We start from the raw sequence: 15,197 nt of genomic DNA, 5'->3' as shown, positions 1-15,197 counted from the left end.
CTTGCCCGGCGGACGCCGTGCGCGGAAAAAACGGAGTAAAAATTGGGGCTTGGGATAAAGTCGGGACACCCGCGTGCCGCTAACTATGTCACGCGACCGCACGGCATCACGGACACGGTGCCGGCATCATACCAAGATCAACAACCGTTATACAGAGGACGATGCGCCCACACGCCGCAGCCCCCGCATCCGGCGGGGATTTCAACCCGCTGCTGAACAAGGTCATCGCCGACATCGGCGGCGTCATCCTCGGCAAGGACGAAGTCATCCGGCTCGCCGTGGCCTGCCTGATTGCACGTGGCCATCTGCTCATCGAGGATCTGCCCGGCGTCGGCAAGACCACGCTGGCGCACGTGCTGGCGCGCGCCTTCGGACTCAAGTTCCAGCGCATCCAGTTCACCAGCGACATGCTGCCGGCCGACATCCTCGGGGTGTCCGTATACGACAACGAAGGCGGCGTCTTCAAGTTCCATCCGGGCCCGGTGTTTTCCCAGGTCGTCCTCGCCGACGAGGTCAATCGCGCCACGCCAAAGGCGCAGAGTGCACTGCTGGAGGCGATGGAGGAATACCAGGTCACCACCGATGGCGAAACCTACCCGCTGCCGCAGCCTTTCTTCGTCATCGCGACCCAGAACCCGACCTACCAGATTGGTACATTCCCGCTGCCGGAATCGCAGCTCGACCGCTTCCTGATGTGTATCCGCATGGGATACCCGGACCGCGCGGCTGAGCGTGCCCTGCTGCTGGGCGCCAACCGTCGTGAGCTGCTGCAGCGCCTGCCGCCCAGCATGAGCTCCGAGGAGCTCGCCATGGTGCAGTCCCGCGTCGCGGAGATCCACGTCTCCGCCGCGCTGGTCGATTACCTGCAGGCCGTGCTCGCCTCCTCGCGTGAATCTCCGCTCTGCCAGAACGGACTGTCTCCGCGCGCCGGGCTTGCGCTGCTGCGCTGCTCCCAGGCCTGGGCGCTGATGGACGGCCGTACCCACGTGATACCCGAAGATGTGCAAAGCGTGCTGCCCAGCGTGGTCGGCCACCGCCTTCAGCCGGGTGACGGCCAGCCCGCGCACGCCGTCGACGAACTGGTGTCGCAGCTCGCCGCCGTGCCCATCCCCTGATAACGCGCACGCGGCCATGCCCCTGTCGCTGACATCGCTGCCGCACAAGCTGCACCGCCTGCTCGGCATCGACCGCCGCCACGCCCCGCGCGACCGCGCGGTCGAACTCATGCAACGGCGCATCTTCATCCTGCCGACGCGATACGGCCTGCTGTTCGGGCTGCTCACCTTCGTGATGCTGATCGGCGCCACGAATTACAACAACAGCACCGGCTTCCTGCTCAGCTTCCTCCTCATCGGAACCGCCCTGGTTTCGATCCTGCACGCCTACCACAACATGCTGCGGCTGACGTTCCAGGCGGGCCGTGCCGCCGCGGTGTTCTGCGGTGACGCCGCCCTATTCACCGTGGTGATAGACAACGGCAAGGGACCCGGACGCGTCGGGATCGGGCTCAATCTCGCGGGACAGGTGCCCGTGTTCACCGATATCGCGGCGGGCGGGCGCGTCGCCGTCGAGCTGGCGCTGCCCGCCATGCGCCGCGGCTGGCTACCGTTCGGCACCCTGACGGTGTTCACGCGTTATCCGCTCGGCCTGTTCCGCGCCTGGTCACAGCTCAGGCTGGACGCGCGCTGTCTGGTCTACCCGGCGCCGGCGGCGAAATTCACCACACCGCCGCACCGCCGCCCCGGCAGCGGCACGCGCCGCGGCCAGCACCCGGGCAGCGACGACTTCATGGGCCTGCGCACCTACCATCCAGGCGATTCGCCGCGGCACGTGGACTGGAAGGCGGCCGCGCGCGGCCAGACACTGATGACCAAGATGTTCTGCGATCAACTCGGCGAGGAACTGTGGCTGGACTGGCATGATCACCCGGTCCGCGACATCGAGATTCGCCTCGGCCTGCTGTGCCGGGGCGTCCTGTGGGCGGAGCAGGGCGGGTACCGCTACGGCCTGAGGCTGCCCGGATCGGTCATCGCGGCGGGACACGGCGAGGCGCACCGGCACCGCTGCCTGATGGCGCTGGCGTTGTGCGAGGAGGCGGCGTGAAACGCCGTTTTTCGCCCGACGACCTGCCGCTGGACAGGCGCGCGGTCAATCTGCTGATGCTGGCAACCGGGGCGACGATGCTGCCGCACCTGCCGCACCTGCCACCCTTCATTCCCTTGTTCTGCATCGTCTTCGCGCTCTGGCGCTGGATGTCCGCGCATTACGCCTGGGCATTGCCCGGCACGGCCGTGCGCACGCTGTTCACGCTGGCCGCGCTGAGCGGCGTCATCCTGGGTTTCGGCACCGTGTTCGGACGCGACGCCGGCACCGGCCTGCTGGTTATCATGCTCGGACTCAAGCTGCTCGAGACGCGCTGCTACCGCGATGCGGTGGTGGTCCTGTTCCTGGATTATTTCCTGTGCGTGGCTGTCGTGCTGTATTCGCAGTCGATCCCGACCCTGCTCTATCTGGCGCTGGTGCTGGTGGTAATCACCGCCGCCATGATCGAGCTGAACCAGCCCGCGCGAGGCGCACCGCTGCGCACGCTGCTGCAACGCTCCGGTGCCCTGCTGCTGCAGGCAATCCCGCTCACCCTGCTGCTGTTCGTCCTGTTTCCGCGCCTTCCCGGGCCGTTGTGGGGACTGCCTCAGGACGGCGGCGGCACTGCGGGTCTCAACGACTCGATGTCCCCCGGCAGCATCACCCATCTGAGCCGCTCAGACGAGATAGCCTTCCGCGTCGGATTCAGCAGCGCACCGCCGCCCTCACAGATGCTCTACTGGCGCGGCCCGGTATTGTGGTACACCGATGGACGCAACTGGTCGGTCGACCGCGACCGGACCGTCACGCCGCCGGCCGCAGTCCCCGGTTTCGTGCCGCTCGACGACGAGACGGTGGAATATACCGTGACGCTGGAGCCGCACAGCCGCGGCTGGATGTACGCACTCGACCTGCCGCTCTCCGTGCCACCGGGCGCGCACCGGACGCGCGATCTCTTCCTGTTCGCAGACAAACCGGTGCGCCAGCTGACTCGCTATACCGTCACCTCGGCCACCTACTACCGCACCGCCGCGCTGACGGCGGCGGAACGTGTCCGCGCCCTGCAATTGCCGCCGGCGAATCCTGCCGCACGGGCCCTCGGCGCCGAGTGGCGCGCGCAGGCGGACGATGACATGGCGGTGGTCAATCGCGCGCTGCGCTATTTCGGCGAGGAGCCCTTTTTCTACACGCTCGAACCGCCCCCGCTGAGCGGCGACTCCGTCGACCAGTTTCTGTTCGAGACCCGGCGCGGATTCTGTGAGCACTACTCCGCCGCGTTCACCGTGCTGATGCGCGCGGCAGGCATCCCGGCCCGTGTCGTGACCGGATACCAGGGCGGTGAAGAAAATCCGCTCGGCGAGTACCTGATCGTACGGCAGCGCGACGCGCATGCCTGGAGCGAGGTCTGGCTGGAGGGCCAGGGCTGGGTGCGCATCGATCCCACGTCCGCAGTGGCGCCGCAGCGAATCGAACAGGGCATCGACAGCATCCTGCCGGCGCCGCAGCGCGGGCTGTTGCGCGACTTCGGAGGAGGAGCTTTCGGCGCGTTATGGCAGCGTTCCCGCCTGGCGTGGGATACCGTCAACAACCGCTGGAACCAGTGGGTGCTCTCCTACGGACCGGAGAACCAGGCGGCCTTCCTCGCGCGGCTCGGCCTGCATTCCTGGGCCACCACAGCGCTTGCGACGCTCGCGGGCGCCGTGCTGCTGCTCGCCGCGCTGGGACTCTCGCTGCTGCTCAGACGCCGGCGCCGGACCGATCCAGCGCTGATGCTGTATCAGCGCTTCTGCGCCAAGCTTGCCCGGCGCGGCATCGTGCGCGCGCCGGAGGAGGGTCCGGCGGCCTTCGGCGCCCGTGTACAGCGGCAGTTGCCCGAGCTGCGCGAAGCGGTCGCCTTCATCAACCGCCTGTATATTGCAATACGCTATGAAAGCCACTACTCTGCGGACCAAATCAAGCAACTGCGTCGCGCGGTCGCGACATTCCGTCCATGATGCGACGCCGCACAGCGGGCAGCGCGCTTCCTGCGGCCGGCGCCGACGGTCATCGTAGCCATGCATAAGCATGAACTGATCCCCAAACTCGAACGCATGGCGATGTTCGAGGATTTCAAGCGCGATGAAACCACGCTGCTGGCCGCCTACCTGGTGGGGCAGCGCGTGGACCAGGGCAGCGTGATCTTCCGCGAAGGCGAGCGCACCGCGCACATGTGCCTGCTGCTCGAGGGCAGGCTCGAGGTCCTCAAGGGCGGCCCGAGCGGCCAACCGAAGAAGATCACCGACGTCATCCCCGGCAAGCTCATCGGCGAGATCTCCGTAATCGATGGACAGCCCTACTCCGCCACCGTGATCGCCTCCGCGCCGTCGGTGCTGGTGCTGTTGTCGCGCGAAAACCTAATGCGCATCTGCGAGGAACGTCCCCGCATCGGCAACAAGCTGCTGATCAAGATCGCCAACATGCTGAGCCAGCGCCTGCGCCAGACCACGGGCAAGCTGATCGATCATCTCTGACACAGGGCTGAGGATTGAGTGCCCGGCACTCAGTAACAGAACCTTAAATCTGTCGAGCCGAGCGGCGCGAAGCCCGCAGATTCCTGCGCTGGCCTCGGTGTGTCGATTTTCACTCGACCCGCCATCCTGAGCCCTCAGTCCCTGTCGTTGGTCAAGTCGCGCACAGACAGGCGTTCGGCCAGATAGTCGATTAACACGCGGGTGTTGAGCGGGGGTTTGCGCGTGGTGGCGTAAACCGCGTGTATGTCGACCACCGGTTCGTAATCCTCCAGCAGATAGACCATGCCGTTGCGGCCGAAGGCCTCCTCGATGAAGTTCGGCATGCGCGTGATGCCGAGCCCATCCCTGGCGGCCTGATACAGCGGCACGCTGTTTTCCGCGCTGAAGTTGCCGCTCACCTCGACCGTCTCCTTGCCGGCCGGGCCGCTGAATTCCCAGTCGTTGGGGCCGCTGATCTGGTGCTGATACAGCAGGCAGTTGTGATCCTTGAGATGCTGCGGCGTGCGCGGAGTCCCGTGAGCGGCCAGATAGCGCTCATGCGCGTACACGCGCAGGCGGGTCGAACCCACCTTGCGCGCGCGCATCGTGGAACTCTTCAGATTGCCGATGCGGATCACCAGATCGTAACCGCCCTCGACCACGTCCACATACTGGTCATTGAGGCTCAACACGACATGGACGTCGGGAAACTGGGTGAGAAAGCCGGTGATGATGCGCGGCAAGACAATCTGGCCGAACATCACCGGCGCATTGAGCCGCAGTACCCCCATCGGGCGCTGGCGTATCTCGCCCACGGCGGCCTCGGCCTCCTGCCGCAGGACATCCATCTGCTGGCAGTACTGATAGAAAGTCCTGCCGGCCTCGGTCAGCTCGAGCCGGCGCGTCGTGCGGCTGATGAGCTGTACGCCCAGCTGGTCCTCCAGGCGCGAGACGCGCTTGCTCACCAGGGAACGCGCCATCTGCATGGCGTGCGCCACGGCGGTGAAGCTGCGCAGCTCTACCAGCCGGGCGAACAGGCGCATGTCGTCGATCGACCCCACCGGATTAGTCCAGAAATGGAAACAATGTTGTTATATCATGCGTGATTATAAACTTATTGCACGCCCCCATCATTCAGATCGAGAATAGTTATCAATTGTTGAGATCTACCACAGGAACTTCTTGATGAGTCCATGGCTGGACAATGTCTTCGTGCAGTCGGCGCTGATTCCGTTCGCAGCCGCCCTGATCGCAGCGCTGGTGCTGCGACGCGCTGGCGCCCCCTGGGCCGGCCTGGGTTTCGCCCTCGCCTTCGGCTGTGCCGCGTATCTGATTGCGGGCTTTCAGCTGCTGCCGCTGACCAGCACGCGCAAGATGCTGCTGGCGGCCGCGGGCGCGGTCCTGGTCGCCGTCGCGCTCGAGACCCTGGTACGCGACCGCCGGCTGCGTCTGTGGCTGCCCGCGACAGCGTCCGCTGCGGCCATCCTGTGGCTCATCTGGCCGGTCGCCGCACGCAGCGAAGGCGCCGATCTCGCCCGAGCGGTTTTGCCTGCGCTCGCCTACGCCGCCTGGCTGACGGCGGGGATGGAAACCCTGGAGTCGCGGCCGGTCAAGGCGACGGTTGCTGTCCTTATGCTCGCCGTCGGCACGGGCATCAGCGCCCTGCTTGGCGCCTCGGCGCTGATGGGTCAACTGGGCGGCGCAGTCGCCGCCGCTGTCGGCGCCTATGTGCTGGTGATCCTGTGGCGGGGAGAATTCGCCCCGGGGCGCACCCTGACCCTGCCGGCGACGCTGTTGTGTGCGATGCTCGGGGTGGCCGCGGTGCATTATGCCAGCCTGCCGTGGTACAGCCTGGCCCCGCTCGCCCTGATCCCGCTGCTGGCGTGCCTGCCGCTGCCGGCGGGACGCAATCGTTTTGCCCGGGTAGCCCTGGCAGCGCTCTACATGCTGCCCGCGCCGGCCGCCGCCATCATCATCACCTGGCGCGTCGCCGGCGCCCCCCTGATCTGAGTCCGACTTCCACAACCCACGCAACCCTGAAGGAGTCATACCATGCGTAAATCCCTGCTCTTGATTGCCGTATCCGTCCTGCCCGCGACCGCACTTGCGGCCCCGGCCTTCTACACGGTGGACCCCGCCCACACCTACCCGCATTTCGCAATCAGCCACCTGGGCTTTTCCACCATGCACGGCCGCTTCAACACCACCGAGGGCAAGATCACGGTGGACCTGGCCGGCAAGACCGGTTCGGTCGACATCAAGATCGACGCCAATTCCGTCGACACCGGGTTCAAGAAGCGCGACGATCACCTGCGCTCGCCCGACTTCCTGAACGCCGCGGAGTTCCCGGCCATCACCTACAAGTCGAGCAAGGTGGTCATCAGCGGTGATTCCAGCGCGACGGTGGATGGCACACTGACCATCATGGGTGTCAGCAAGCCGGTCACGCTCGCTGTCGACCATATCCAGTGCGGCGCCAACCCGATGAACAAGAAGGAGATGTGCGGGTTCAACGCGACCGCAACCATCAAGCGCTCCGACTTCGGCGTCAACTACGCGCTGCCCGCCGTCGGCGACGAAATGAAGATCACCCTCGAAGTCGAGGCGTTGAAGGACTGATCTGACCGTGCGGAAACTGCGCCCCGCCGCTGTTGCGCGGGGCGCGGACCGGCTCACGCCCGCGGGATAAAGCATGGGCAAACGCACGCTTCCTCTCGACGAGCGTCTGTACGACTATCTGTTGTCGGTGTCCCTCCGCGACACCGACGTGGACCGGGCGCTGCGCGCGGAGACCGACGCGCTTGAACACGGCGTGATGCAGGTCGCAGCTGACCAGGCCCAGTTCATGACCCTGCTGGTACGTCTGTGCGGGGCCCGACGCGCGATCGAGATCGGGACCTTCACCGGCTACAGCGCCATGGCGATTGCGCGCGGCCTGCCGCCCGAGGGCCGGCTTATCGCCTGCGACATCAGCCGCGAGTGGACGGACATCGCGCGGCGCTACTGGGAACAGGCGGGACTCGCCCGGCGAATTGATCTGCGGCTCGCGCCAGCGCTCGACACCCTGAACGGGCTCATCGCGGCGGGTGAAGGCGGGCAGTTCGATTTCGCCTTCATCGATGCCGACAAGGCCGGTCAGCCCGCATATTACGAAGCATGCGTGACCCTCGTCCGCACCGGGGGCCTCATCGCCGTCGACAACGTGCTGTGGGGCGGCCGCGTCGCAGATCCCGCCGATCAGGGCGAGACGACGCGCGCCATCCGCACCTTTAACCTGAAACTTCACCTGGACGCACGCGTCGACCTCAGCCTGGTGCCGATCGGCGACGGCCTGACCCTGGCGCGCAAGCGCGTCTGATTCTGTCTCACTGCGGGAGAATCCACATGGATGCATTAATGGATAAGGATGACCGCTACGGCGCGGTCTCGCGTCTCAATCACTGGCTGGGGGCCGCCGCGGTCTTCGCGATGATCGCCGTCGGCCTGTATTTCAGCAATCTGCCGCGGGGGGATTCACGCGACTTCTGGTTCGGCCTGCATGTCTCGCTCGGCGTGCTCCTGTTTGTCTTCCTGTTCTTCCGTATCTCCTGGCGTCTGATGCGCGGCTTTCCACCCGCCTTCGCGCAGCCCCCCGCGCTGCAGCGCCTGACGGCCGCGGTACATCGCGGGATGCTGCTTGCACTGGGCGTGCTGATCCTGACCGGACCCTTCATCGTCTGGACGCTGGCGCGACCGCTCGAGGTGTTCGACTGGTTCACGCTGCCGAGTCCTCTGCCGAAACTGCGCGATCTGCACGAGATACTGGAAACCGCACACGTCACCGCCGCCTATACCCTGATCAGTCTGGTCGCAGTGCATGTGCTGGGCGCGCTCGGTCACGCACTGAAGGGTAACGGCGCCGGGCGCCGCATGCGGGGTTGAAGGATCCGCGCCGGCGGCGCTAAAACAACTCGACCTTGCCTGCCAGCATGGAGGTCTGTGTGATATGGCGCTGGCGGTCGACTGCCCAGTGGCGGCTTTTCTCAAGGTATTTCTCGCAGGCCCGTACCAGCCTTGATTCGCGCTCGGCCGGCTGCCGGAGGAGCTCCGCGTCGCACAGCAGACCGGCCAGCTCGTCCGCGCAGGACTCCAGGCCGGCCACCTGGTGATCGCAATACTCGAGCAGCTGGCGCGCCACGTCTTCGAACTGGAGCGAACGCACCAGCACCTGAATCCCGTCCACGGCTTCCTGTCCGGCCGACGGACGTACACGCTGCATCGTCTCGCTGAGCTCCTGGAACCCATCCCCCAGAGTCACCGCCGCGTCGTGAACCAGGCCGCGCACCTGCCTGAGGTCGGCGCGCAGGGAGCGCAGGTCGTTGCCGGCCGTGCGGCTCGACGTCGCGATCAGCTTGCGCAGGGCCTCGCTGCGCATGCTGTCCCCGTCGTGCGCGGCGGCGAGTGGCCCACGGACGCACGGCTGTTTGCCGCCGTACGCCAGCCAGGCCCACTGCGCGACGGCGAGCGCGAACAGGGGCGCTGCCCAGGGGGCGGCGCCCGGAATGAGGGCGATCCCCACCGCCGCGACGCTGAGCGCCCAGGCCGCCCGGTGTCCGAGCGAAGGCGCGGCGGCGCGTCTCCGGCTGGCCAGCATCGACCGCATCAGCCCGCCTTCCCGTAGGCCTTGGCCTCGCCGCGCGCGACGGCACGCAGAATGGTATCCGTCATCGCGCGGATGTCCACGATCTCGTCCACGCCGCCCTGTTTCACCGCCTCGCCGGGCATGCCCCACACCACACTGCTCCGCTCGTCCTGTGCCAGCGTATAGGCGCCCGCCTCGTGCATCTCCTTCAGGCCGCGCGCACCGTCGTCGCCCATGCCGGTCAGGATCACGCCGATGGCGTTGGGGCCGGCGTTCTGCGCCACCGAACGGAACATCACGTCCACGCTCGGCCTGTGCCGGTTGACCGGCGGACCGTCGCTGAGCCGGCACACGTAGCGCGCGCCGTCGCGCTCGATGACCAGATGGCGATTGCCGGGCGCGATCACCACATGTCCCGGCAGGACCTGCTGTCCGTCCCTCGCCTCGCTGACGGTCATCTGCGACTCGCGATCCATGCGCATGGCGAAAGGACGGCTGAACGCCTCCGGGATATGCTGGGAGATCACTATTCCGGGCGCGTCGGGGGGCATCCGCATCAATACCTCCTTGATCGCCTCGGTCCCCCCGGTGGAGGCGCCGATCGCGATCAGGCGGTCGGTGGTGCGGAAATGCTGCGGACTTTCACGTTTCAACACCGCGTCCGCGCTCAGCCGCGGCGGGATGTTCTCGATCATCTGGGCGGGCTCCCGCAGGCGCAGGCGCGTATGCGCCGCCATCTTCACCTTGGCGAGGATTTCATCGCGATACTCTTCCAGCGTGTGGGCCAGATCGATCTTCGGCTTGGAGACGAAATCGACCGCGCCGAGCTCGAGCGCGCGCAAGGTGACCTCGGCACTTTTTTCGGTGAGCGATGACACCATGACCACAGGCATCGGGCGCAGCCGCATGAGATTGGACAGGAAGGTCACGCCGTCCATCTTCGGCATCTCGACGTCGAGTGTCAGCACGTCGGGATTGAGCGCCTTGATCTTCTCGCGCGCGACATAGGGATCCTGCGCCGTACCCACGACTTCGATCTGCGGATCGCTGTCGAGCATCTTGGTGAGGAGCTGCCGCACCAGGGCCGAATCGTCCACAATCAGTACGCGTATCTTGTTCATGTTGTTATTCTCCGTCCGATACTGAATCCGGAATCCCGGTGCGATGCACGGCGTCAGAACAGGGTAACGTCCCCTTCCACCGGTTTGTGCACGATCTCCTCCATATACGCGGTTTCGCGCTCCAGGATGGTGTTGTTGTGCAGGGCGCGCAATTTCTTCATGAAGACCTTGCCAGTGGCCGGCGCGTAATAGACCTTGCGTGGATGAATATCGCCGAGATCGCTCGCCGACAGCCGCAACCCCTCGGCACTGATGTAGGCGCGCACGAAATTGATGTTCTTGTCGCCGATATCGGTCATGTTGGCGAGGATCTTGCCGCCGCCGAATACCTTGACCTCCAGGTTCTGACGCCGGCCGCCGTTCTTGAGGATGTCGTTGATCAGCCGCTCCATCGCGTAATTGCCGTAGCGCGTCGAGGCGCCGAGACCGGCGGCGTCCCAGCTACCCCCGCCACCGCCCTGGCTCACCGGCAGCATGAAATGGTTCATGCCGCCGACGCCGGAGACCGCGTCGCGGATGCAGGCCGACACGCATGAACCCAGCACCGTCACCACCATTTCCTGGCCGCAGGTCACGTAGTACTCACCCGGCAGGATCTTCGCGGCGAACTGCCGGTGCATATCGTCCCAGTAGCGGTTGATGTGCTCGAACCCGGGCAGGACCGGGGGAGAACAGCGGGGTCTTTCTCGCTCGCGCGACCGCTCGCGTTCATTGCGATTCCATCCCCTGCCGTCAGTGTTTGTGATAGATGGTGCGCCCGATCAAGGTGAAACGGTCACTCACCTTGAACAAGGTCTCCGAATGACCGATGAACAGGTGCCCGCCATCCGCGAGCAGGTCTGCATAGCGGTCAAACAGGCGCCTCTGTGTCGGCTTGTCGAAATAGATCACCACGTTGCGGCAGAAGATCACGTCGAACGGGCCGCGCATTGGCCAGTCATGCATCAGATTGAGCTGGCGGAAGGTGATCAGGGAGCGCACCTCGTCGCCGACGCGCAGCATGCCCGCGTTGTCGCCCTGTCCCTTGCGGAAGCTGCGTCGCAGATAGCGCTCCGGAATGCCGGACGCGCGCTCCTCCGCGTACACGCCCTGCTGCGCGCGCGCCAGCACGTTTGAATCGATGTCGGTGGCGAGGATCTTCGCATCCCAGCCCTGCGCAGACGGCAGCGCGTCGCGCAGCACCATCGCGATCGAATAGGGCTCCTCGCCGGTCGAGCATCCCGCCGACCAGATGCGGATGCGGCGGCTGTCCGCATTGCTGCGCAGGAGCGCCGGCAGCAGGGTGTCGCGCAGGTAGTCGAAGTGATATGACTCGCGGAAGAACGAGGTCAGGTTGGTGGTGATGGCGTTGACCAGCTCATGCAGTTCGTCTGCATTCCGCTCGACAAAGGAACAGTAATCGGCGAAGGACTGCAGATCCAGGCTGCGCAGTCTCTTGGAAAGCCGCCCGTACACCAGCTCGCGTTTCTGTTCCGACAGGGCGATACCGGTCTTCTCCGCGACCAGACGCCGGATGAAATTGAAGTCCGCGTCGGTGAATACCAGTTCACGCTGATAGACATCCGATATGAGCTGCCCGTTTGCCGCCACGCTACGCCTCTTGATCTCGACCGCTGTTTATCCGCCTGCTGGATGCAGGTATCCGGCACCGCTTGACGCCGCCATTGCTAGAACTGTGCCCGGTCCGCGGCTCCGCCGGCAGGGGACTGCCGCCGCGCCGTCATGGGTGGCGGCGCCGGGCGGGATTCCGCGCCGTCCTGCCTGGCAGCGGATTCCGCCGGGCGCCGCGGCGCACCGTCACGTCCGGCCGCCTTTGCCGCGGCCGGACGGCTCCGCGGCACTGCAGAACGGGCACCCGGCGCGCACGCCATCTGGAAGAAGTCCATCATCTGGATCAGGCCCCTGGAATCCTCCTCCAGGGTGCGGCTGGTCTGCGCCGCCTCCTCGACCAGGGCGGCGTTCTGCTGGGTGAGGTCGTCCATCTGCATCACCGCCTGGTTGACCTGTTCGATCCCCGCCGACTGCTCGCGGCTTGCTGCGGCGATGTCGGCGACGATCGTGGTCACCTTGCCGACCCCGGTCACAATCTCCATGAGCGTCTGGCCAGAGGCGTTGACCAGTTCGGTGCCGGCCTCGACCTTCAGCACGCTGTCGTTGATGAGGTCCTTGATCTCCTTGGCGGAGGTGGCACTGCGCTGCGCCAGGCTGCGTACCTCGCCCGCGACCACGGCAAAGCCGCGGCCCTGCTCGCCGGCCCGCGCGGCCTCGACCGCCGCGTTCAACGCCAGCAGGTTGGTCTGGAACGCGATCTCGTCGATTACCCCGATGATGTCCGCGATCTTCTTGCTCGCCTTGTTGATGCCGCTCATGGCGCTGACCGCCCTGGTCACCACTTCGCCGCCCTTCTCGGCCGACTTCCGCGTATCTTCCGCCAGGCGGCTGGCCTGCACGGCGTTGTCCGCATTCTGCTTCACCGTCGAGGTAAGCTCTTCCATCGAAGAGGCGGTCTCCTCCAGCGAGGAGGCCTGCTCCTCGGTGCGCTGCGACAGGCTGTCGTTGCCGGCGGCGATGCCGCTCGCGGTATGATTGAAGGCGGAGGCCCTGCACACCACGTCCGCGACGATGCCCTGCAGCGTGCCTTTCATGATACTGAGTGCATAGAGCAGATCGCCGAACTCATCCCGTCCCCGGTTTTCCACCTCCACGCCGAGGTCGCCCGCCGTGATCGCGTTGGATACCCGCACAGCCTCGCGCAGCGGGCGCACGATCACACGCACCAGATAGAATTCCATCGCAATCAGCATGAGGACGTTCACGCCGATCGACGCCCAGGTTCCGACACCCAGGAACGACATGCCGATCGCGGTAAAGGTGAGCGCCGCCATGCCCAGCATCAGGCGCGCCTTGACGCTGAGGGAGCCGAGTTTCTCAAGCTGGCCGCGGAGGCCGCGGTGCACCACGCGCCCCTCCTTGATCCGGAGATGGTTCGCGCGCCCTTCGCGCACCAGGCGGTAGGTGTTCTCCGCCCACTCCACCTGCTCGCGCGTCGGGCACGAGCGCATCGATACATAGCCGGTGACCTCGCCGTTTTCGGAAATCGGATTTACATTGGCCTCGACCCAGTAATAGTCGCCGTTCTTGCAGCGGTTCTTCACCAGGCCGCGCCAGGGCTTGCCCGACTTGAGGGTGTTCCACAGATCCTCGAAGGCCGCCGGCGGCATGTCGGGGTGGCGCACGATGTTGTGCGCCTTACCCATCAGCTCCTCCTTGGTGAATCCGCTGATTTCCTCGAAGGTCTTGTTGACGTAAGTGATGCGTCCCTTCGTGTCGGTCTTCGACACGATGCGCTCATGTTCGCCGAAGTGACGCTCGACGTTGGTGACTGGTCCATTGTTACGCATGATCACATCTCGCTTTCTGTCCGGTAAATCGGTCGCCCATGTCAAAGCGGGTGAACCGAGTTGCATGGATAATGCAAGTCCATCCGGGTTCGCCGCGAGGAAACACCCCGACTGCCGGCAAAGACGGCTGCCCTGTCACGTTCGGTTAAAACTCCTGCCATTCATCGGCGCCGGCGCCGTTGACCTTGCCATTGACGCGGGCGTGTGCCGGCGGCATGGAGAACTCATCATCATGCGCGGACGCCTGCTGCTGGCTGCGGCGGGCGGCTGCGGGCATGCGCACGCTGATCATCTTGCGCGCCTTGCCGGACACCGACTCGGACGAAGTCTCCGCGCCATCCTCACTCATGTCGGTCCGGCGCACTGATGCGTGCTGTGTCGTGCGTGCCACCGTGTCGCCGTTGGTCTTGAATCGGGCCATCAGGTCGCTCATCACATTGGCCTGCTCTTCCATGGAACGGCTCGCCGCCGACGCCTGCTCGACGAGAGCTGCATTCTGCTGGGTCATCTCATCCATCTGCATCACGGCCTTATTGATCTGCTCGATGCCGGATGACTGCTCCTGGCTGGCCGCGGCGATCTCGGCCACGATGTCGGTGACCTTCTTCACGCTGGAGACGATCTCCTCCAGTGTCTTGCCCGATTGATTGACCAGCTCGGCGCCGCCGTTGACCTTCTGCACCGAATCGCCGATCAGGTCCTTGATCTCCTTGGCGGAGGTGGCGCTGCGCTGGGCCAGGTTGCGCACCTCGGCGGCGACCACCGCGAAGCCGCGGCCCTGCTCGCCGGCGCGCGCGGCCTCGACCGCCGCGTTCAGCGCCAGCAGGTTGGTCTGGAACGCGATTTCGTCGATCACCCCGATGATGTCCGCGACCTTCTTCGAGGAGGCGTTGATGTCCCCCATCGCCCCCATCGCGCGCGACACCACGTCGCTGCCCTTCTCGGCCGCCTCGCGCGCGGCATTGGCGAGCTGGTTGGCCTGGCGCGCGTTGTCGGCGTTCTGCTTCACCGTCGAGGTGAGCTCTTCCATCGAAGAGGCGGTCTCCTCCAGCGAGGAGGCCTGTTCCTCGGTGCGCTGCGACAGGTTGACATTGCCGGCCGCGATCTCGCGCGCGCCGGTGGCGACCGACACGCTGGCCTCGCTCACCTTGCCGACCATCTCGGCGAGCTTCGCACTCATCTGCTTCATGGCGGCGAGCAGCTTGCCGGTCTCATCCCTGGTGCGCACCTGGATCTGTTTGGTCAGATCGCCGGCGGCGATATCGTTGGCGATGCGCACCGCCTCGTTGAGCGGGTTGACGATTGCCCGCACCAGGAAAAACCCGACCACAGTGGCCATCAGCATGCCGATGCCGATGCAGCTGAAGGCGATGATCTGTACCTCGCCATATGTCGCCTGCGACGACTCGTAGCTTTCCTTGGCGTGTCTTTCCTGCACCTCCATCAGGGCGTCCATGCGGGGCTCCAGCGCCAGCGACAGCGC

15 protein-coding genes are annotated in these 15,197 nt (G+C 65.6%); 8 read left to right on the top strand and 7 right to left on the bottom strand.

Annotated elements, in window-relative coordinates; genetic code table 11:
- The first annotated feature begins 161 nt into the window (after positions 1–161).
- From IPK65_13405 to IPK65_13390, 4 genes are read left to right on the top strand one after another with little or no spacing between them, the layout of a single operon-like run.
- On the top strand, positions 162–1,115 hold the full coding sequence (locus IPK65_13405) for a MoxR family ATPase (protein ID MBK8164081.1): 954 nt from the start codon (positions 162–164) through the stop codon (positions 1,113–1,115).
- A 16-nt stretch (positions 1,116–1,131) separates the two neighbouring features.
- Positions 1,132–2,103: a DUF58 domain-containing protein gene (locus IPK65_13400; GenBank protein ID MBK8164080.1), complete on the top strand. Its 972-nt coding sequence runs from the start codon at positions 1,132–1,134 to the stop codon at positions 2,101–2,103.
- On the top strand, positions 2,100–4,076 hold the full coding sequence (locus IPK65_13395; protein ID MBK8164079.1) for a DUF3488 domain-containing transglutaminase family protein: 1,977 nt from the start codon (positions 2,100–2,102) through the stop codon (positions 4,074–4,076). Before IPK65_13400 ends, IPK65_13395 begins: the two co-directional genes overlap by 4 nt.
- Before the next feature lie 60 nt (positions 4,077–4,136).
- Positions 4,137–4,592: a cyclic nucleotide-binding domain-containing protein gene (locus tag IPK65_13390; GenBank protein ID MBK8164078.1), complete on the top strand. Its 456-nt coding sequence runs from the start codon at positions 4,137–4,139 to the stop codon at positions 4,590–4,592.
- Between the two features lie 134 nt (positions 4,593–4,726).
- Here IPK65_13390 and IPK65_13385 read toward each other — a convergent pair whose 3' ends face one another.
- Positions 4,727–5,632 carry a LysR family transcriptional regulator gene (locus IPK65_13385; GenBank protein ID MBK8164077.1) on the bottom strand — a complete coding sequence of 302 codons (906 nt, stop codon included), beginning with the start codon at positions 5,630–5,632 and terminating at the stop codon, positions 4,727–4,729.
- A gap of 124 nt (positions 5,633–5,756) precedes the next feature.
- Here IPK65_13385 and IPK65_13380 point away from each other — a divergent pair, with 124 nt between their 5' ends.
- The 4 genes from IPK65_13380 (at position 5,757) to IPK65_13365 (ending at position 8,492) form a co-directional block, all read left to right on the top strand.
- Entirely contained in the window at positions 5,757–6,581 is an 825-nt protein-coding gene (locus tag IPK65_13380; GenBank protein MBK8164076.1) for a hypothetical protein, read from the top strand.
- 42 nt (positions 6,582–6,623) lie between these two features.
- Complete coding sequence (locus IPK65_13375; protein MBK8164075.1) at positions 6,624–7,190, top strand: polyisoprenoid-binding protein; 567 nt, start codon at positions 6,624–6,626, stop codon at positions 7,188–7,190.
- Positions 7,191–7,263: 73 nt separating this feature from the next.
- Positions 7,264–7,929 (top strand): class I SAM-dependent methyltransferase, encoded by a 666-nt coding sequence (locus IPK65_13370; protein ID MBK8164074.1) that lies wholly within the window; start codon positions 7,264–7,266, stop codon positions 7,927–7,929.
- A gap of 38 nt (positions 7,930–7,967) precedes the next feature.
- On the top strand, positions 7,968–8,492 hold the full coding sequence (locus IPK65_13365; GenBank protein ID MBK8164073.1) for a cytochrome b: 525 nt from the start codon (positions 7,968–7,970) through the stop codon (positions 8,490–8,492).
- Between the two features lie 19 nt (positions 8,493–8,511).
- Here IPK65_13365 and IPK65_13360 read toward each other — a convergent pair whose 3' ends face one another.
- The 6 genes from IPK65_13360 to IPK65_13335 form a co-directional block, all read right to left on the bottom strand.
- Positions 8,512–9,213, bottom strand: a complete 702-nt coding sequence (locus IPK65_13360) for a hypothetical protein (GenBank protein ID MBK8164072.1) — start codon at positions 9,211–9,213, stop codon at positions 8,512–8,514.
- Positions 9,213–10,313, bottom strand: a complete 1,101-nt coding sequence (locus IPK65_13355) for a chemotaxis response regulator protein-glutamate methylesterase (protein ID MBK8164071.1) — start codon at positions 10,311–10,313, stop codon at positions 9,213–9,215. The genes IPK65_13360 and IPK65_13355 overlap by 1 nt, the downstream gene beginning before the upstream one ends.
- Positions 10,314–10,366: 53 nt before the next feature.
- Entirely contained in the window at positions 10,367–10,933 is a 567-nt protein-coding gene (cheD, locus tag IPK65_13350; GenBank protein ID MBK8164070.1) for a chemoreceptor glutamine deamidase CheD, read from the bottom strand.
- A 112-nt stretch (positions 10,934–11,045) separates the two neighbouring features.
- Positions 11,046–11,882, bottom strand: a complete 837-nt coding sequence (locus IPK65_13345) for a protein-glutamate O-methyltransferase CheR (GenBank protein MBK8164069.1) — start codon at positions 11,880–11,882, stop codon at positions 11,046–11,048.
- A gap of 98 nt (positions 11,883–11,980) precedes the next feature.
- Positions 11,981–13,714, bottom strand: coding sequence for a PAS domain-containing protein (locus IPK65_13340; GenBank protein MBK8164068.1), 1,734 nt, complete (start codon positions 13,712–13,714; stop codon positions 11,981–11,983).
- A gap of 145 nt (positions 13,715–13,859) precedes the next feature.
- A complete protein-coding gene (locus IPK65_13335; GenBank protein ID MBK8164067.1) occupies positions 13,860–15,170 on the bottom strand; it encodes a HAMP domain-containing protein in 1,311 nt (436 codons plus the stop codon).
- Between the last annotated feature and the right edge of the window lie 27 nt (positions 15,171–15,197).

It is taken from the genome of Gammaproteobacteria bacterium (genome assembly GCA_016712635.1).
Taxonomy (GTDB): domain Bacteria; phylum Pseudomonadota; class Gammaproteobacteria; order SZUA-140; family SZUA-140; genus JADJWH01.
The sequence above is the reverse complement of the archived record's forward strand: the minus strand, read 5'-3'. Positions and strand labels throughout refer to the sequence as shown.